Source organism: Cryobacterium sp. PH31-O1 (assembly GCF_030063455.1).
Classification (GTDB): Bacteria; Actinomycetota; Actinomycetes; order Actinomycetales; family Microbacteriaceae; genus Cryobacterium.
This window is the reverse complement of record NZ_JASITB010000007.1, coordinates 181,624-200,785: the sequence shown is the minus strand read 5'-3', so window position 1 is coordinate 200,785 and position 19,162 is coordinate 181,624. Positions and strand designations below refer to the sequence as shown.

The following is a 19,162-nucleotide window of genomic DNA, read 5'->3' as shown; positions in this document are numbered from 1 at the left end:
GAGCATCCGTCGTGTTTGAAACGTTCTATCCTCAGCTGATCGGCCTCTGCACCGGTGCCCTGCTGCTCACGAGCGCGCTCATGGTCTGGCGTCATTCCCTGCTCGCTTCCATTCGGCTACTCGCCCTGCAGGGCGTGGCCCTTGCCGCCCTCGTCGCCGTGATCGGCATCGCCGAGGGCGAGTCGGAGCTCGTGCTCGTCGCCCTGTTGATTCTCTCGGTCAAGGGCGTCGGCCTGCCGTGGGTACTCGCGCACCAGTCCAAGGCGTCGATCAAACAGATTCAGGAATCACCCCGGCTCAACCCGACCGCCGCCCTGCTAGCCGTCACCCTGCTGACCATCCTCAGCTACGTCGTGGTCAGCCGCGTCTTCGGCCTCGGCGACACGACAACGGGTCATGCCGCACCGATCGGTCTGGCCATGGTGCTCATTGGCTTTCTGCTGCTGATCAGCCGTCGCCGCGCCCGTTCCCAGCTCATCGGCTTCCTGCTGCTCGACAACGGCATCGCGACCATCGCGTTCCTGACCAGCGGCGGCGTTCCGATTCTGCTCGAATTCGCGGTCTCCCTCGACGTGCTGCTGGTCGTGCTCATCCTGCACGTGTTCGCCGGCCGCATGCGCACCAAGTTCGGCGGCACCGCCGTCGATCAGCTCAGAGAGTTGCACGACTGATGTCATTCGTACTGTGGATTCCCCTGGTTGGCCCGCTCGTCTTCGCCGCGCTCAGCCTGCTGTTGGGAGGGTCGGCGCTGCGCCGCTTCGTCGGCGTCGCCGCGTCGTGCGCCGTGCTCCTCTCTGGGTTCCTGCTGGTCGGCGCGGTGCTGAGCGGCTCCGTTCCCGACAGCGGAGGCGGCATGCTGCGCGCCGACGCCCTCTCCGCCTACATGCTGAGCGTGGTCGGAGCGGTCGGACTCATCTCTACCTGGGGCGGTCTCAGCAGCGTCGTGTCGAGCCGCACCAGGGACGCCGCAAGCTATGAGGCGCTCATCGCCCTGTTTCTGGCAGCGATGTCGCTCGCCGTGCTCGCCGACAGCATCGGCCTGATGTGGGCGGCCGTTGAAGCCACGACCATCGCCACCGCGTTCCTGGTCGGCCACCACCGCACCCGCCGGTCCCTTGAAGCGGCCTGGAAATACGTCATCCTCGGCTCGGTCGGAGTCGCCATCGCACTACTGGGCATCGTGCTCATCTACGCCGCCTCGGTCGGCACCGACACCCCCACCCTGTCCTGGATACTGCTCAGCCAGTCCACGCAAGGCCTCGATCCCGCCCTCATCACCGCCGGCGGCGCCCTCGCCGTGCTCGGTTTCGCCACCAAGTCTGGCCTCGCCCCGATGCACAGCTGGCTGCCCGACGCCCACAGTCAGGCCCCCGCGCCGGTCTCCGGCCTGATGTCGGGCGTGCTGCTCTCCGTCGCGTTGTACGCCATCCTGCGCATCCAGTCGATCACCAACCTGGTGATCGGCCCGGAGTTTCTGCGCACCATGCTCAGCATCGGCGGCCTGCTCTCGCTCCTCGTGGCCGCCTCGTTACTGATTCGCCAACGCGACTACAAGCGGATGCTCGCCTACTCCAGCATCGAACACATGGGCCTCATGGCAATCGGCGTGGCAATCGGCCCGGCCGCGCTTCCCTCCGTGCTGCTGTACATCCTCGGTCACGGCCTGATCAAGGCGACCCTGTTCGTGATCTCCGGCCGCATTCTCAAGGTCGAGGGCACCCCGGTGATCTCCGATGTGCGCGCCCTGCTGGTGCGACGGCCTGGCCTCGCGGTGCCGTGGCTGATCGCCATGGCCGCCATCGTCGGCTTTCCCCCGTTCAGCATCTTCTTCTCCGAGGTCGGCATCATCATGGCCGGCTGGTCGGTGGGCCTCGGCGGCGTCGTCGCAGCCGCCCTCGTGCTGCTGCTCGTTATCTTCGCTGCGTTCACCCGCCTGACCGTGCAGATGACCATCGATGCTCCCCCAGCCGGCAACGCGTTCACACCCGACTATTCATCTCATGGCCCCCGCCTGCCGATCGTCCTGGCCCTGGCCACGACGGCAACGATCGCGTTCGTGGCTGAACCGGTCGGTACTCTGCTGCTGCAGGCCACAGCCGTTTTGGGAGGTACCAACTAATGCGTGACGAGCGAACGCCCGAAGATGTGACCGCCGACAATCTGGCTGCGGGCGACGCCGTGCTGCACGACGTCGACCGGGCACGACTACCGCAGGCCGCCGGCGCCTTACTCGATGCGGGCAGCCGCCTGGCGCTGGTCGCCTGCCACGAAGACGTCGATAACTTTCGCATCGTCTACTGCTTCGTCGGAGGCACCCCGGCGTTGCGGGCCGACCTCTGTGTCACCGTGCCACGAGACGATGCCTGGATTCCGAGCCTCGCCGAGAGGTCCCTGCCGGCCGGAAACTTCGAGCGCGGCATCCGCGACCTGTACGGGGTCGTTCCCCGCAACCATCCGCAGCCGCACCGCCTCGTGCGCCACGGCCACTGGCCGCGCGGCTGGTACCCGATGCTGCGCGCCAACGCCGTTGTGCCCGAGTTCGAGCCCGACACTGAGTCGTTCCCGTTCGCGCCGGTGGAGGGTCCCGGAGTGTACGAGATCGCGGTCGGCCCCATTCACGCCGGCATCATCGAACCCGGCCACTTTCGGTTCTCGGTCGTCGGTGAGACCATCGTGCGGATGGAAGCCCGCCAGTGGTACCTGCACCGCGGTGTCGAGAAGGTGTTCGAGGGCAAGACCGCGGCCGAGGGAGTCCTCCTGGCCGAGCAGATCAGCGGCGACACCGCCGTCGGACATTCCCTCGCCTTCATCATGGCCGTTGAACAGGCCGCCGGCATCGAGGTTTCCGAGCCCGACCGGCTGCTGCGTGCCCTGCTGCTCGAACTAGAACGCCTGTACAACCACGTGACCGACCTCGGTTCCCTCGCCAATGACGTGGGCTTCGGCGTCATCGACGCCCACGCCCAGGGGTTGCGCGAGCAGCTGCTGCGCATCAACAAGGCGGTCACCGGTCACCGGCTGCTGCGGGGTGCCCTCAGCGTTGGCGGTACCACGGTGATCGCACTTCCCGATGCGGCCGACCTCGGGCGCATCAATGCTGCCATGGCCGAACTGGTCGGCATCACACTCGGGCACGCCATCGTACGCGGCCGTTTCGCCGGCACCGCCCGCCTCTCCAACGCGCATGCGACCAGGATCGGGACGCTCGGCTACGTCGCTCGCGCCTCCGGCATTGACACGGATGCCCGCAACGAGCATCCGTTCGTCAATCTTGGTGAAGTCTTCCACGTCGTAACCGAGGAGGGCGGCGATGTGCTCGCGCGGTATACCGTTCGCGCGCGCGAGGTGGAGGTGTCCACCGCGGTCGCTGTTGACCTGCTGCGCCGTTTGCAGGGCCACACCGGAAGCGCCCGCAGCGTGAACCCGACGTTGGCCGGCACCGGACTGGCCCTGGTCGAAGCGTGGCGCGGAACCGCGACCCACCGGGTCGAACTTGCCGCCGACGGCACCCTCGCCCGGGTGAAGGTCGTCGACCCGTCGTTCCTGAACTGGCCCGCCGTGCCGGACGCCCTGTCGGAGACGATCGTTCCCGACTTTCCGCTGGCCAACAAGAGCTTCAACCTCTCCTACGCCGGAAACGACCTGTAACAAACTGCGGCGCCGGAGGAACGAACTATTCCTGTTCGAGGTGGCGGAGCAAGGCGTGCGAATCGGCGAGGTTGGCGCGCACCATGCGTTTAGCCGCGGCGAGCAGCTCGATCGCGCTCGGGTCGCGCAGGGCGTAGAAGATGGAGTTTCCCTCACGGCGGGTGACGACCACGCCGGCGCGACGCAACACGCCGAGCTGCTGCGACAGATTGGACAGCTCGCAGCCGAGCGTTTCGGCGAGGGAACCCACTGATCGTTCACCGGTCACGAGTAGTTCCAGAACCTGAACCCGCAGGGGATGCCCGAGCGACTTGAACAGGTCGGACTTCAATTGGGCAGCGGGCAAACCAGAAGACAGCACCGCCTTAGTATATCGATACTTTACGATTCCTTCATTTAGATTGCGGAGGCTGCCAGGTTGTAGCTGCAGGCGGGCTAGGGCCGACGCAACACGGCGTCGTTGGCGAGGGCGCGGGTATAGCCGAGGCTGTTACCCAGCGCGTTGGGGTGAAAGTTCGCCGGTGCGAGCGGGTTCAGCGGATCTAACGCGAAGTACGCCACCCTGGAGCCGATGCCATGCCCGGCGAATTCTTGGGAGGCATCGACAAAACGGATGCGCGGAGTCGCCATGGCCGCGACGGATCCGGCGATGACGGTGTTCAGGGCGTCGGTCGCCCTGTTCAGCACGTCTCCGAGCGGGGAAAAGCCGGGCTTGAACTGGCGTGGGTAGCTGAGGACGGCAATCTTCGCCTGGGGCAGTGCCGTGGCCACCGCGGTGTAGGCGCCCACGAGTTTGGGCGCCAGAAGTCCCAGTTGGGCCACGCTGTTGTCGATGGCGCCGAGGCAGACGACGTTGGTCGGATCGGAGGCGCAGGCGGCCAGGACGATGTTGGAGCCGGCATCGATGCCGCCGACGGTGAGGGTGACCAAGGTGGTGCCGGGGCTGACTCCGAGGAGCTGAGCCGGGACATCCGCTGTGCTGGCACCAGAGCAGGCCCGGTTGGACGTGAGGCGGTACGCGCTCACGAACGCCGCGAACGTCGGGTAACTGGCCCGCTTGCTGCGCAGGCAGGCGGTGCCGTCCGTGACGTAGGGCGGGGCCCCCTGACCGGCGGTGAATGAGTCGCCGAGGGCGACATAGCCCAGAGCGGATGCGACGGTGGGAGGTGCGGGGCGCTGCGCAAGAGCCGGAGCTGTTGCGACGCCGCCCACCAGGCCGACGGTGAGCACGGAGACAGCGCCGAGGCGCGACAGGAAGGACACAACGTTGCGTTGATTAGTCATGCGCGCAACGGTAAACCCGGTGCACGAGGTCGACAAGGCGTAGTCGCAAGTTGGCCGTACCAGACGCGCGAAAAGGCCCGCACTGCAAGCAGTGCGGGCCTTCCGTCTACCCGACCGACCTGGCGAGAGGTGATCGGGAGATCTGTAGGGGCACGGTGTTCGTTTAGTTCGAGACCTCGGTCGAAGCGTCCGCACTGCTGGAAGCCGCAGCGCGACCCTCGGTGTCAGCGGCCTCGTCGAGCACCGGAGAGAGCGACAGCTTGCCACGGTCATCGATCTTCGTGATTTCCACGAGAACCTTCTGGCCGACGCCGAGCACGTCTTCGACGTTTTCGACGCGCTTGCCACCAGCGAGTTTACGCACCTCGGAGATGTGCAGCAGACCATCTTTGCCCGGGAGCAGCGACACGAAGGCACCGAACGCGGCGATCTTGACGACGGTTCCGAGGAACTGTTCGCCGACCTCGGGATTGGTCGGGTTCGCGATGGCGTTGACCTGGGCGCGAGCGGCCTCGGCCGACGGTCCGTCGACGGCGCCGATGTACACGGTGCCGTCTTCTTCGATCGAGATGTCGGCACCGGTGGTGTCCTGGATCGAGTTGATCGTCTTGCCCTTCGGGCCGATCAGCTCGCCGATCTTGTCGACCGGAATCTGCACGCTGATGACGCGCGGCGCGGTCGGCGCCATCTCGTCGGGAGCGTCGATTGCAGCGTTCAGCACGGAGAGGATCGTGGTGCGGGCCTCCTTGGCCTGGTTCAGCGCGCCGGCCAGCACCGAGGCGGGGATGCCGTCGAGCTTGGTGTCGAGCTGAATAGCGGTGATGAACTCACTCGTACCGGCAACCTTGAAGTCCATGTCACCGAGGGCGTCTTCGGCGCCGAGGATGTCGGTCAGGGCCGCGTAGCGGGTCTGACCGTCAACGGTGTCGCTGATTAGGCCCATCGCGATGCCGGCGACCGGGGCGCGCAGCGGCACTCCGGCGTTCAGCAGCGAGAGGGTGGAGGCGCAGACGGAACCCATCGAGGTGGATCCGTTGGAGCTGAGCGCCTCGGAGACCTGACGGATGGCGTAGGGGAACTCCTCACGCGTGGGCAGCACGGGAACCAGGGCACGCTCAGCGAGCGCTCCGTGGCCGATCTCGCGGCGCTTGGGCGTTCCGACGCGGCCGGTTTCACCGGTCGAGTAGGGCGGGAAGTTGTAGTTGTGCATATAACGCTTCTTGGTGACCGGGTTCAGCGAGTCGATCGACTGCTCGAGCTTGAGCATGTTCAGCGTGGTGACGCCCAGAATCTGGGTTTCGCCGCGCTGGAAGATGGCCGAACCGTGCACACGCGGGATGACAGCGACCTCGGCGTCGAGCGGGCGGATGTCTGCCAGCCCGCGACCGTCGATGCGGATGCCCTCGTTGAGAACGCGCGAGCGCACAACGAGTTTGGTGACCGACTTGTAGGCCGCGTTGACCTGGTTATTGGCGCTGGCGTCGAGCTCGCCGGCCTCAACCTTGGCCGCGATGGCGGTCTTGACGGATGCCTTGAGGGCGTCGTCGGCGTTCTGTCGTTCGACCTTGTCGGCGATCGCGTAGACGCTCTTGAGCTCGTCATAGGCAACGGCCGCAACGGCGTCGTACGTGGCCGCCTGGTAAGGCGGGAAGAGCGCGAAGTCGGCGGTCGGCTTGGCCGCCTTGTCGGCGACCTCCTGCTGAGCGGCAACAAGCTGCTTGATGAACGGCTTGGAGGCCTCGATACCCTGGGCGACGACGGCTTCGTTGGGCGCAATGGCGCCACCCTTGATCAGGTTCCAGGCGGCGTCGGTTGCTTCGGCCTCGATCATCATGATCGCGACGTCCTGGTTGCCAGCGGCATCCGTCACGACGCGGCCGGCCACGACCATGCTGAACACGCACGTCTCGAGCTGCGAGTGCTTCGGGAACGCGACCCACTGGCCGCCACCGTTCTCGTCGGGAACAAGGGCGACGCGAACGCCACCGATTGGGCCGGAGAAGGGCAAGCCGGCGAGCTGGGTCGACATGGAGGCCGCGTTGATCGCGAGCACGTCGTAAAGTTCGTCGGGCTCGATGGCCAGAACGGTGATGACAACCTGAATTTCGTTGCGCAGACCGTCGACGAATGACGGGCGCAACGGCCGGTCGATCAGGCGGCAGGTGAGGATCGCGTCGGTCGAGGGACGGCCTTCGCGACGGAAGAAGCTGCCCGGAATGCGCCCGGCAGCGTACATGCGCTCTTCAACGTCGATGGTGAGCGGGAAGAAGTCGAAGTTGTCCTTCGGCTGCTTGCTGACGCTCGTGGCGGAGAGCAGCATCGTCTCGTCGTCAATGTAGGCGGCGGCAGAACCCTGCGCCTGCTGGGCGAGACGCCCGGTTTCAAAACGGATGGTGCGCTTGCCGTACTTGCCGTTATCGATAACGGTCTCGGCGAACGTGATTTCTGGACCCTCCATGTGGGGGTTTTCTCCTTTAAGTTTGCTTCTCGCCATGCTGGCGACGAAGGCTCGCGTGCCCAAATGGCCCACGAGTGGGACGAGGAGCTCGAACAGGCAGGACTAAGCCGCGTGTCACCGTGCGGTTTGCTGGCCACCAGTAGAAATTCACCAGATGCAATGCACCTGGGAAACCACCACCGAGGACCAGCTTCCTGCCAGAGTGCTCCGGTTGCTCGGCCACTTCCAAAGAAGGACCATCTCTAGCCTATCAGACGGGATCAGCCCCGAACTTGTGCCACGGCACGGGGTGCCTGGGTCAGACAACTCGGGCAGAGTGTAGGAGACACGATGGGCGGTACTTGGTGCGGGGAATTGCGCGATGGATCGCCGTGCCGATCATGACTCAGCGCAGTCGTCGTCATCGTTGGTGTTAGCGACGCGGTCAAAATGACGAAGGAAGGCGCCTGGCGCATTTCGCTGGCGCGCTTGCTGCATGTATTAGAGCGGCAAACGCCAGACCAGGCGCCCATCTTTGTCTTGTCCATTCAGACAATTCGCGGTATCCCGCTCTATTCCGGACCACTGGGTTTCATCGCCGACCGGCAAGCCCGGTCGCTCAACGCGATTACCGCACGGGTGTGCAATTCGCTCCCCCATACGGTTTTCGTGCCACTAAACAATCCGGCGTTTATCAAGTCGGGCCGTTACCGAAACTCCACGGACTACCGGCACTGGGCGAAGTTCTTGGCTGACCGGATGGCACCAGGGCTCAATCGAGCCCGAAGTGGACCCGGGCTATGAACCCTCGACCGTTGTCCGCTCCTTGGCCTCGTTCGGCGTAGCCGTGTCGAGAGACAAATTTTGGCGCTGCTTGATGCCGAGCACGGAGTGGCGGCGGCCGTAGGCGAAGTACACGATAAATCCGATGACCAGCCAGACCGCGAATCGCACCCAGGTGAGCGTTGTGAGGTTCAGCATCAACCAGCTACAGAGCACGGCCGACAGAATCGGCAGCACCGGTGAGAACGGCACTTTGAAGGCGCGCGGTAGATCCGGGCGCTTCTTGCGCAGCACGACGACGGCGATACTGACCAGCACGAAGGCCGACAGGGTGCCGATATTGATCATTTCTTCCAGCACACCGACATCGGTGAGGCCGGCGATCAGCGCAACGGCGGCACCGGAGATAATCTGAATGCGCGCGGGGGTGCGGCGCTTCTCGCTCGTGACGCTGAGCCAGCGCGGCAGCAGGCCGTCGCGGCTCATCGCGAACAGTACGCGCGACAGGCCGAGCAGCAGCACCATGATCACGGTCGTGAGGCCGACCAGAATTCCGATCGAGATAACCTGCGCGGCCCAGCCGGCGCCGACGGCAACGAAGGCGGTTGCGAGGGAGGCGTCTGGGTCGTCGGCCAGCACCGTGTACGGCACCATGCCGGTCAGGACCAGGCTAACGCCGAGGTAGAGCACGGTGACGATCGCCAGACCGGCGAAGATGCCCCGTGGCAGGGTCTTCTGCGGGTTCTTGACCTCTTCGGCACTGGTGGCGACCACATCGAATCCAATGAATGCGAAGAAGACCAGGGAGGCACCGGCGAGCAGCCCGAAGAGGCCGTACTGGGCCGGGGCCGCACCGGTCATGAAGGAGAAGAGGGACTGCATCCAAACATCACCATCGCCGCCGGTCGTGGGCACTGACGCGGGGATGAAGGGGGTGTAGTTCTTCGGGTTAATGAAGAACGCGCCGACGACGATAACGAAAACAACGATGGCGACCTTGATGATCGTGAAGACGCTCGCAACTCGGGCGGAGAGCTGAGTGCCGAGCACGAGCAGGGCGGTGAAGATGGCGACGATGACGAAGGCACCCCAGCTCACCTCCAGGCCAAACACGGTGATGGTGGAGGGAACGTTCCAGCCGGCCAGATCGAATACCGTGCTGAGGTAGATGCCCCAGTATTTCGCGATCACGGCGGACGCGGTGAGCATCTCCAGGATGAGGTCCCAGCCGATGATCCAGGCGAGCAACTCGCCGAGGGTGGCGTAGGTGAACGTGTAGGCGGAACCGGCGACGGGAACCGCCGAGGCGAACTCGGCGTAACACATGATCGCGAGAGCACAGGTGAAGGCTGCCAGCAGGAAGGCCAGTGTGACCGACGGTCCGGCATAGCTGCCGGCCGCCTTGGCGCCGACCGAGAAGATCCCAGCGCCGACCGCCACGGCAACACCCATGATCATGAGATCCCAGGTGCCGAGGGTGCGTTTAAGGCTGTGCCCCTTTTCGAGCGAGTCTGCTATCGAATCTTCAATACTCTTGGTGCGCCAGAGACTCATGCTGTGTGGTGTCCGTTCGTTTTGCCGACCCATATTCTAACGCGCGCTCTACCCCCAGTTCGAAGGGGTACACAGGACGGGCCGCCACCCGAAGGTGACGGCCCGTCGTGAAGAAGTTCGCGTTGTCAACGCTGCGCTGCTTCCGGCACATCAAGTGCAGAAAATTAGCGTCGCAGGCCGAGGCTGCCGATCAGTGTGCGGTATCGAGTGATGTCGATGTCCGACAGGTAACCGAGCAGACGGCGACGCTGACCAACCATAAGAAGCAGGCCACGACGTGAGTGGTGGTCGTGCTTGTGCTCTTTCAGGTGCTCGGTGAGGTCAAGAATGCGCTGCGTGAGCATTGCAATCTGAACTTCCGGGGACCCGGTGTCGCCTGGGTGGGTAGCGTACTTTTCGATGATCGCCTTCTTAGCATCTGGTTCGAGTGCCATAAAGTGGGATCCCCTTTCTCTCACTGCGCGGTGCCCTTGGCCAAATGCCTGAGCTCTCTTTATCCGCGGCCGTTGAACGGCAACCTACATACTTTAGCAGAGTGGACGGCCGGGGCGGTCACCCGGGCCGAAACGCGCGACAACATGGCCGGCCTGTCCCCACCTCCGCGTACCGCTACAGTGGGGGGAATCAGCGAGGAGGGGCACCTATGGGTACGTTGCTTTACGGCAATCCGGGCATCGTGATCACCTTCGACGATCGAGCTCTCATGCACTTGCAGATCGTAATCAGCACCAAGCTGCGAAGGCGCGAGAGTTTCGTCTTCACCTGGACCGATTCCGCCGACGAGGGCAGTGGTCGCAGCGCGATCTGGCTTGACCCGACGAGCACGCTCTACTACCGATATTTCGGAAGCCGCACCCCGTCGATCAATCGCGAATGGATCGAAGCGCTCATGCTCTCGGCCAATAGTGCCGGCGGTTTGGTCTTCATCGCCGAACCCGAGCCGTCAGCCCCCGCGCTGGCGAAGACGCGCCGATAGCCCGCTGGCATCACCCGGTTGCGTCTTACGTCTCAGGTGAGCAACTCGCCGAGGGCACCCTCGAGAGCATGCAGAAAATGGTCGGCGCTGGCAATGCTCAAACAGAGCGGAGGCTTGATCTTGAGCACGTTCTTGAAATCTCCGGTGGGCTGCACGATGCAGCCGCGCCGCAGCAGCTCGTCGCACAGCCGCGCGGCGATGGCGGTGGCGGGTGTGAAGTCGGCCCGGTCGCTGACCAGTTCGACGCCGAGGTAGAGCCCCATGCCGTAGACGGCGCCAATGAGATCGAATCGGGCGCCGAGCCGCTCCAGGCCCTGCTTGAGGTGTCGGCCGACGACCTCGGCGTTTTGTTGCAGGCCTTCATCACGCATGATGTCGAGCACGGTGAGGCCGATGCGGCAGCTGAGGGGGCTACCGCCGGCGGAGGAGAAAAACGGCCCGTCATCGGCGAAGCGCTCGGCCACATCGCGGCGGGTGATGACCGCTCCGAGCGGATGCCCGTTGCCCATCGCCTTGGCGATGGTGATGATGTCCGGAACCACGTTCTGCTGTTCAGTGCCCCAGAAGTGTCGGCCGAGGCGCGCGTAGCTCACCTGCACCTCGTCGGCAATGCAGAGTGCGCCGCGGGCGCGCATCCGCTCGTAAACGCCATTCAGGTAGCCGTCGGGTAGCAGCACGCCGCCGGCATTGCCGAACACGGGTTCGGCAATGAACGCGGCGATCGTGCGTCCGTCGTCGGCGAGGGTCTGCAGGTCACCGTCGAGGTCGTTCAGATACTGCGGCGCCGACTGCATGCCCCGATATTTGCCGCGCACCGCATTCGGCGCCTCGATCAGGTGCACCCAGTCTGGGCGGGTTTCGAGCGCGCGCGGGTTGTCGGCGACCGAGGAGGAGACGGCATCTGCTGCCATCGACCAGCCGTGGTAGGCCTCCCGCACGGACAGGACGGTGTCGTGACCGGTATAGCTGAGGGCCAGGCGCAGGGCCAGGTCAACCGCCTCTGTACCACTGTTGACCAGAAAGACCGTGTCGAGGGGGTCGGGTGCCAGCTCGGCGAGGCGTTCGGTGAATTGTACGAGTTCTTCGTAGTGAAATCGGGAGTTGGTGTTGAGCAGCGACCACTGGCTGCGGGCGGCCTCGGCAACGCGGGGATGTCCGTGGCCGACGGTCGTGACGTTGTTGACCATGTCGACGTAACTCTGACCGTGGGTGTCGATGAGATGGTGCTTCCAGCCGCGTTCGATCTGCGGCGGGGCCGGATAGTAGTGTTCCTGCACGCGCGCAAACGATGCGTCGCGACGCTGAAGCAGGGCCGCCGGGTCGGTGACGGGCCGGGTGGGCTCGAGCCCGAGGAGCGCGGAAGGATCGGGGCAGATCCGCTTCCAAAGCGCAGCCGCGGTGGGTGCGACAAAAAGCGGAGGACGGATGCCGCGCAGCCGGCTGGCCTGCACCGCCACCCGCGCCATGGCCACACCGTGGCGGGAACCAGTGGAGTGGGCGGTGGAGAGGGCAATGGCGCGGCCCAGAACGGCTCCGGCCTGGACAGGCTCGCCGTTCCGGGCCGCTGCGTCGATGCCGGTCAGCCACAGGTCGTAGCCGGCCGCGTCGAGCCGCACCGTGGTGGCGTCGACCACCACGACGGTGCCATCGATCGGGGCGGTGACCGGGCTGTCCACGGGCAGGTACACGTCGACACCGAGGGCCAGGGTGATCGACTCGTCGGCCGTGTCGATCCGGGTCTGGGAGAGGCGAAACTCGCCGTAGCGGGTGATGGCGTGTCCGAGGTGGGCAGCGGCATCCGTTGCCACCCGCTCGTCGATATCCGGTTCGAGCCAGCGGCCGGCGTCGAACGCGGCGCTCGTCACCGAGAGGTCGATTCGGGCTGCGGGGTCGAGCTGGCCGAAAACGGGATGCTCGGTTGCCCCGATCGGCTGGTACCGGTCGGCAACGGCTTGCTCGGCCACTACCTGCTCGGCTACTGCTTGCTCGGCTACTGCTTGCTCGGCTACCGTGAAGCGGATCAGCGCTTCGAGTGCAGCGCCGTCCTGAGCGGCCGCCGTCTCGAAGGCGAGCCACTCACGGGCCCGGTTGGCGTCGGCGTAGTCGTTGTCGCCGTCGAGGTGCACCTGCGCTTCGCCGCTCACGACGAGCACCGCGGCGCGCACCAGGATCAAGGGCCAGAGGGCCGAGGTCTCGGCATCGGTGAGCGGTACCCGCGCGACGAAGGCCTCGATCGTGTCGAGAATGGCAAGCGGATGCTGTGGGCTGCGATAAAGCACGCAGGCGCAGGTCGCGGCGAGTTCGGCGACGAGCCAGCCCCGCGCCACATCGCCGAAGTCGATAACCCCGGTGATCGTGCCGGCGGCACCGTCCCGGCTCACGACGTTGTCGTCGGTGAGGTCACCGTGAATCGACTGCACCCGCAGGTCGGCCACAACGAGGGCGATTCGCTGCCTGGCAGTGTCGGAGACCGTGCGCAGCCGCTCGCGGCGTGCCTCGTCGTTGACATACGGAAGGAGTGCGTCGATGACCTCGCCGCCGCGCCGCAGGTCCCACTGCAGAAAGCGGTCCGTTCCCGGGTGCTCGAAGTCGGCGAGGCCACGAACGATGCGAGCGGCCACGTCACCGAGCGAGCGGATCTGCCCGACCGACAGGCGCGCCGAGTCGGTCAGCGGATGCCCATCGACGTAGGTCAGCAGCCGCAGGTCGAGGTTCTGCCCGTCGATCGTGACGCGCACGATCCGGCTACCCTCAATGCCGGCTACGGCAGCGGGCAGGTCGAGGTCCAGGCCGACGAGGTGCTGAAGCGCCGCATTCTGGGCCTCAAGCTCGACCGTGGCGACGGCGGGGTTGGAGACCTTGAGAACGACGGAGCCGGCATCCGTTTCAATGCGGAAGTTGCGGTCCTGCTGGCTGCCGAGTTCGGTGATGGAGCCCGTGACGCCGAACCGGTCGCGGGCCAGCTCGGTCGCCTGCTCAAGGGTCAGGCGGGGCCTCGGCAGGTGAAAGGGGCTGTGCTCGGTCACGAATCTCCAGTCACGCGGGTGGCGGCGTTGCAGCGAGCAGGGTTGAACGGATGCCTGGGGTTCAGCGCTTGCGTACGCGCCGCTTCGGCGGGATGGCGCGAGGGTGCGGGGCATCCGGGGTGTTCCAGGCCTTCGCGATGGCCCACGCGACGGCCGCAATCGGCACCGAAAGTACGGCACCGACGATGCCGCCGAGAATGGTTCCGGCGGTCAAGCCGACCAGGATGACGAGCGGGTGCAGCTTGAGCGACTGCGCCATAACGACTGGCTGCAGAAAGTTGCCCTCGAGCTGGTTGACGGCGATCACGATGATAATGACGATGAGCGCCACCCCCGGCCCGCTCGCTACTAGGGCGACCAGAGCGGCGAGCACACCGGCCGCGGTGGCGCCGATCAGCGGAATGAACGCACCGAGGAACACGATGACAGCAAGCGGCAAGGCCAGCGGCACCTGCAGTACGGCCAGGCCGATGCCGATTGCGGTCGCATCGACAGCGGCGACGATCGCCGTGCCGCGCACATAACCGCCGAGCACCCGCAGCGAGGTGTGGCCGATGCGGCGTCCGCGGGCGAGGCGCTCGCCTTTAAACGGCGTCAGGAAGAAGTTCCAGATCTGGCCGCCGTCCTTGAGAAAGAAGAACAGAATGACCACGAGAAGCACGGCACCGGTGATCAGTTCGAAGACAACGGATGCCCCGGCGAGCGCCCCGGTGCCGAACTGGCTGCTCGTGAGAAAGTCCACGACGCTGTTTCGGGCGTCGTCGATTTGCTTTTCGTCGACCTGGATCGGGCCGTCGATCAGAAACTGCTGCAGGTGGTCGATGCCCTCGGAGGCGGAGGCGAACAGTTCGTCCCACTGGTCGCGCACCGCGAAAACGATGAGGGTGATGATGCCGCCGAAGACGCCAATACCGCCGAGCAGGGTGATCCAGGTGGCCAGAATCGCGGCGACGCCGCGTTTGCGCAGACCATTGATGACCGGGCTGAGCGCTGCGGCGAGGATGACGGCGATCAATACCGGAATGACGACGAGTTTGAGCTGCACCAGGCCGAAGATGACCACCGCGGCCAGCAGGACGACGAGCAGGATCTGTCCGCTGCGCAATCCGAGCCAGCCGAGCCGATCGGTCAGCGGGGTGCGAGGAACCAGTGGCGTGGGGTCATCGTGTGCGCGCATGAACCCAGCCTAGACATCGGGCGAGCACAAACACCGATCGACCGGCCTGTTCACTCGAATCAGTGCAGTACGTTCGCGACCGTGTCGAGGATGGATTCGTCTCCGGCGTAGATACCATGCTCGCGTGGCCAATGACTGATCACATCGGTGAAGCCGATCTCGGCGGCTCGACCGATGGAATCCTCGAACGCGTTCATGCTCTGGAGGGAATACGTTCCACCGCTGTCGAGCGAGAGGTAGCGGTCGATCGTGGCCGGGTCGCGGCCAGAAGCACCGACGACGTCATCGAGTCGTTCGCTGAGACGGCGAACCCCGGCCCACCAGTCCTCCCCCACCGCGCCGTCCTCGCCCGTCGTCACCCAACCCTGCCCGAAACTGCTGACCAGGCCGAGGCCCTTCGGCCCGTTGGCGGCGATCAGGAACGGTACCCGCTGGCGCGTGATAGCGGCGGCGGGTCTCACCATGCGTGCATTCCGGGCGGTATACCACTCGCCGGTGAAGCTGATCCCTGTAGTCGTCTGCGGGTCTTCACCACGCAGCAGCAGGTCGAGGTCGGTGACGAACTCGGCGAACCGTTCGTGTCGCTGCCGAGGCGTGCACTCCGGCTGGCCCAGCACCGTCGCGTCAAACCCGGTGCCGCCCGACCCGATGCCAAGCAGAAACCGCCCATTCGACACATCATCGGCGGTGGCGACCTCCTTGGCGAACGGCACCGGATGACGAAAGTTCGGTGATGAGACAAAGGTGCCGAGCCTGATGCGTTCGGTGACGGCCGCCGCCGCCGTGAGGGTGGGGATGGTCGCGTTCCAGGGTTCGTCGGCGAGCGAGCGCCACGACAGGTGGTCGTAGGTGAACGCGTGGTCGAAGCCGTACTGTTCGGCCCGCAGCCACTTTCTGCGGGCTACCGGCCACGGGTCCTGCGGAAGAATGACGATTCCAAAGCGCATGGAATGAGTCTATTCAGAGCCGTCAACACTCGCTGTTGCAATGTCGGCGGCCGGTGCCAGACTCTGCACATGGACAATCCGCAAATTAGCCCCGGGCTCCACCCGAACTGCACGATCGTTCCGCCGTACCTGCTGGTGCGCCTGGCGAAACTCGATGATCCCCGGTTCGCGCAGGCCGCAGCGGCTGCTCGAGCCTCGCTGCTGCGGGACTCACAGATTCGGCAGTTGCGGGGCGGGACGCATCCTTTTGCCTATTCCGGGGCCCGCACCCTGCCGGCTCGCACCCCCGGCCAGTCTGACCGCACCATTTCGGATGCCGGCGGCCAGGAACGCCTGCCCGGTCGCCGGGTACGTGCCGAGGGTCAGCCGGCCGGCAGCGACCCGGCCGTGAACGAGGCGTACGACGGTCTGGGTGCCACACAGAACCTGTTTTGGACGCAGTACGGGCGGGACAGCATCGACGGCGCCGGCCTGCCGATGGACGCGACCGTGCACTACGGGAAGGAGTACGACAACGCATTCTGGGACGGCGAGCGCATGGTATTCGGCGATGGCGACGGCCAGGTCTTCAATCGATTCACCATTTCGTCCAGTGTGATCGGGCATGAGCTCACCCACGGCATCACCCAGTTCACGGCCAACCTTCAATACCAAGACCAGTCGGGGGCGCTTAACGAGTCCATCTCCGACGTGTTTGGTGCGCTGGTCGAGCAGCACGCCCAGACCCAGTCGACGGACGAGGCCAGCTGGCTGATCGGCGAGGGTTTGTTCACCGACCAGGTCGAGGGCGTTGCCCTGCGGTCGATGAAGGCGCCGGGCACCGCGTACAACGACGATGTACTCGGCAAAGATCCGCAGCCGGGCAGCATGGCCGACTACGTCGAAACCGAGGAGGACAACGGCGGAGTGCACCTCAATTCGGGCATTCCAAACCGAGCGTTCTACCTGGTCGCCGAGGCCGTCGGCGGTAACGCCTGGGAGACCCCCGGCCGCATTTGGTATGACACACTCACCGGCACGGGGCTTCGCCGCGACAGTGATTTCGCGGCCTTCGCCGCGGCCACGACCGAAACGGCCGCGCGACTGTACGGTAGCGGCGGGACCGCCCACGACGCGGTACTGCGAGCCTGGGCGACGGTCGGGGTGCTGACGGGATCGGAGTAACATCGCGGTATGAAAGTCATCGTCTCGCGCAGCGGCGGGATGGCGGGTATCCGCCTGACCTGGGAAGTTCGGGTCGAAGAGCAACCCGACCCGGCAACGTGGGCCGATTTTCTGAATTCTCTGCCGTGGGACGACGTCACCGACAGTGAGGCGACCCCCGATCGGTTCGCCTATCGGATTCGGTGTGCCCCGCACGAGGTGGTCATCGCCGAACCACAGGTGAACGGTCCGTGGCGTGATCTGGTCAACCGGGTCAGGGCCGCCAACGGAATGTAGCGACCGACCCCCCGGTTGCAGGATTAGTCCTTCGGGCGACGGCCCCAGCGCGGTCGACGGGCCGGATCGTCGGTCAGTGCCGCTTCGATGTGTCCGTCAACCTGCTCACCGAAGTGGTCGTCAAAGTTCTCCTCGAGGTGGGCGGTGACGGACTTGCCGATGCGGCGAGCCATCTCCTCGCGACGCTGACGGCGTTCAGCAGCGACGAGAACCTCATGTTCTATGCGGAAGGCCTTGTAGGTGGCGATGCACATACCGATCATGACGACGCTGACCGGAATCGCGGTCAGGATCGCTCCGGTCTGTAGTGCGGCTAGGCCGCCGGCCAGCAGCAGGGCGATGGCCACGAGCCCGCCGAGACCGGCCCACATGATGCGGCTCCACTTGGGCGGGTTGGTGTCGCCGCCGGAGGCGAGCATGTCGATAACGAGTGATCCCGAGTCGGCTGAGGTTATGAAGAAAATCGCGATGACGATGACCGCGATCACCGAGAGGATCACACCGAAGGGCAGGGTCCCGAGAAAGCTGAACAGCACATTCTCGGGGATGATACCCACCTCGGGGTCGAAGAGTCCCCCACCGTCACCCGCCCAGGCCTGACGGATGGCGCTTCCCCCCATGACCGCGAACCAGACGAACGTGACCAGGGTCGGAACCAGCAGCACGCCGGCGATGAACTGGCGAACAGTTCGGCCGCGGGAGATACGCGCGATGAACACACCCACGAACGGTGCCCACGAGATCCACCAGCCCCAGTAGAAGACGGTCCAGGCACCCTGAAAGTCGAGGCCGGTCTGGCCAGTGAACGCTCCGGTATCAAAGGTAAGGCCGACCACGCTCTGAAAATAACCGCCGATCGACTGCACGAGCAATCGCAGCAGATACATTGTGGGCCCGAGGAGAAGCACGGAGAAAAGCAGCAGGCCGGCCATGCCGAGGTTGATGTTGGAGAGCCATTTGATGCCCTTGCCAACACCGCTGACGACCGAAGCCGTGGCGATGATGGTGATGCCGACGATCAGGATCACCAGCAGGGTATTGGTGACCTCGCCGACCACGCCGAGGTAACTCAGTCCGGCGGCGATCTGCTTGACGCCGAGGCCGAGGGAGGTTGCGACACCGAACAGAGTTCCAACGATAGCGATCACGTCGATCACGTCACCGAGGCGACCCTTGACGCGGCGCGTGCCGAGGAGCGGTTCAAGGGCCCACCGGATGGACACCGGCCGACCCTTGCGGTGGATCGAGTAGGCCAGGGCCAGTCCGACAACGGCGTAGATGGCCCAGGCGTGGAACCCCCAGTGCAAAAAGGTCTGCGACATCGCCGCCGAGGCTAGGTCCGCCGAGTCCCCGGTCACTCCCGGCTTTGGACTCGTGAAGAAGGTGAGGGGTTCTGAGGCGCCCCAGAAGACCAGGCCGATGCCCATGCCGGCAGCAAAGAGCATGGAGAACCAGCTCGTCAGGCCGAATTCGGGTTCGTCGTCGTCTTTACCGAGTTTGATATCGCCGAAACGGCTGAGCCCCATCCAGATGGCGAACACGACGAAAGCCGCGACGATGACGACATAATACGGGCCGAGGCCGGCTACGACCCAGCCCTGCAGCAGGGCCAGAACGCTGCCGGTGCGCACCGGAAAGGCAATGGCGATCACGACGACGGCCAGAATGATGCCGAGTGCCGGGTAGAACACTCGAGGTGCCGGAACGGCGAAACGCCGGGATGTGGGAGGACTGCTGGCCGGCGTTGCCGCCGGTACTTCGGGTAGTGCACTCACTGTGGAACTCTCATGAAGAATAGATTGCGACGCGCGGCACAACCACATCGGGCTAAACCGCTTCTGCGCCATCAGATAGCTGCAACGCTGGGCAAATTTCCAGCTTACAGGGAAA

General features: G+C 65.1%; 15 protein-coding genes. 6 read left to right on the top strand and 9 right to left on the bottom strand.

Going from position 1 to position 19,162, the window contains the following annotated elements; genetic code table 11:
- Positions 1–11 precede the first annotated feature (11 nt).
- Genes QMK31_RS14915 through QMK31_RS14905 form a run of 3 tightly spaced genes read left to right on the top strand, consistent with a single transcriptional unit; the run spans position 12 to position 3,648 of the window.
- Positions 12–671: a hypothetical protein gene (locus QMK31_RS14915; protein WP_283501733.1), complete on the top strand. Its 660-nt coding sequence runs from the start codon at positions 12–14 to the stop codon at positions 669–671.
- The gene (locus QMK31_RS14910; protein WP_283501732.1) at positions 671–2,119 is read left to right on the top strand and encodes a proton-conducting transporter transmembrane domain-containing protein; all 1,449 of its coding nucleotides are present in this window, start codon (positions 671–673) and stop codon (positions 2,117–2,119) included. Before QMK31_RS14915 ends, QMK31_RS14910 begins: the two co-directional genes overlap by 1 nt.
- On the top strand, positions 2,119–3,648 hold the full coding sequence (locus QMK31_RS14905) for a hydrogenase large subunit (RefSeq protein ID WP_283501731.1): 1,530 nt from the start codon (positions 2,119–2,121) through the stop codon (positions 3,646–3,648). Before QMK31_RS14910 ends, QMK31_RS14905 begins: the two co-directional genes overlap by 1 nt.
- A 25-nt stretch (positions 3,649–3,673) precedes the next feature.
- Here QMK31_RS14905 and QMK31_RS14900 read toward each other — a convergent pair whose 3' ends face one another.
- The 5 genes from QMK31_RS14900 to rpsO all read right to left on the bottom strand — a co-directional run bounded on the left by QMK31_RS14900 (position 3,674) and on the right by rpsO (position 10,140).
- A complete protein-coding gene (locus tag QMK31_RS14900) occupies positions 3,674–4,009 on the bottom strand; it encodes an ArsR/SmtB family transcription factor (protein ID WP_283501730.1) in 336 nt (111 codons plus the stop codon).
- Positions 4,010–4,083: 74 nt separating this feature from the next.
- Positions 4,084–4,932, bottom strand: coding sequence for an SGNH/GDSL hydrolase family protein (locus QMK31_RS14895; protein ID WP_283501729.1), 849 nt, complete (start codon positions 4,930–4,932; stop codon positions 4,084–4,086).
- A 163-nt stretch (positions 4,933–5,095) separates the two neighbouring features.
- The gene (locus QMK31_RS14890; RefSeq protein WP_283501728.1) at positions 5,096–7,390 is read right to left on the bottom strand and encodes a polyribonucleotide nucleotidyltransferase; all 2,295 of its coding nucleotides are present in this window, start codon (positions 7,388–7,390) and stop codon (positions 5,096–5,098) included.
- Positions 7,391–8,167: 777 nt separating this feature from the next.
- Positions 8,168–9,706: an amino acid permease gene (locus QMK31_RS14885; protein ID WP_283501727.1), complete on the bottom strand. Its 1,539-nt coding sequence runs from the start codon at positions 9,704–9,706 to the stop codon at positions 8,168–8,170.
- 164 nt (positions 9,707–9,870) lie between these two features.
- Positions 9,871–10,140 carry a 30S ribosomal protein S15 gene (gene rpsO, locus QMK31_RS14880; RefSeq protein ID WP_092112143.1) on the bottom strand — a complete coding sequence of 90 codons (270 nt, stop codon included), beginning with the start codon at positions 10,138–10,140 and terminating at the stop codon, positions 9,871–9,873.
- A 209-nt stretch (positions 10,141–10,349) separates the two neighbouring features.
- Between rpsO and QMK31_RS14875 the strand changes: the two genes are divergently transcribed.
- Positions 10,350–10,682 carry a DUF7882 family protein gene (locus QMK31_RS14875; RefSeq protein WP_283501726.1) on the top strand — a complete coding sequence of 111 codons (333 nt, stop codon included), beginning with the start codon at positions 10,350–10,352 and terminating at the stop codon, positions 10,680–10,682.
- 32 nt (positions 10,683–10,714) lie between these two features.
- Here QMK31_RS14875 and QMK31_RS14870 read toward each other — a convergent pair whose 3' ends face one another.
- The 3 genes from QMK31_RS14870 to QMK31_RS14860 form a co-directional block, all read right to left on the bottom strand.
- On the bottom strand, positions 10,715–13,708 hold the full coding sequence (locus QMK31_RS14870; RefSeq protein WP_283501725.1) for an aminotransferase: 2,994 nt from the start codon (positions 13,706–13,708) through the stop codon (positions 10,715–10,717).
- A 61-nt stretch (positions 13,709–13,769) separates the two neighbouring features.
- Positions 13,770–14,885 carry an AI-2E family transporter gene (locus tag QMK31_RS14865; protein WP_283501724.1) on the bottom strand — a complete coding sequence of 372 codons (1,116 nt, stop codon included), beginning with the start codon at positions 14,883–14,885 and terminating at the stop codon, positions 13,770–13,772.
- Positions 14,886–14,944: 59 nt separating this feature from the next.
- Positions 14,945–15,832, bottom strand: coding sequence for an LLM class flavin-dependent oxidoreductase (locus QMK31_RS14860; RefSeq protein ID WP_283501723.1), 888 nt, complete (start codon positions 15,830–15,832; stop codon positions 14,945–14,947).
- 69 nt (positions 15,833–15,901) lie between these two features.
- Here QMK31_RS14860 and QMK31_RS14855 point away from each other — a divergent pair, with 69 nt between their 5' ends.
- Positions 15,902–16,996, top strand: coding sequence for a M4 family metallopeptidase (locus QMK31_RS14855; protein ID WP_283501722.1), 1,095 nt, complete (start codon positions 15,902–15,904; stop codon positions 16,994–16,996).
- Positions 16,997–17,005: 9 nt separating this feature from the next.
- Positions 17,006–17,272, top strand: a complete 267-nt coding sequence (locus QMK31_RS14850; protein WP_283501721.1) for a protealysin inhibitor emfourin — start codon at positions 17,006–17,008, stop codon at positions 17,270–17,272.
- A gap of 23 nt (positions 17,273–17,295) precedes the next feature.
- On the opposite strand, the gene QMK31_RS14845 is transcribed toward QMK31_RS14850, so the two are convergent.
- Positions 17,296–19,047, bottom strand: a complete 1,752-nt coding sequence (locus QMK31_RS14845) for a BCCT family transporter (RefSeq protein WP_283501720.1) — start codon at positions 19,045–19,047, stop codon at positions 17,296–17,298.
- Positions 19,048–19,162 lie beyond the last annotated feature (115 nt).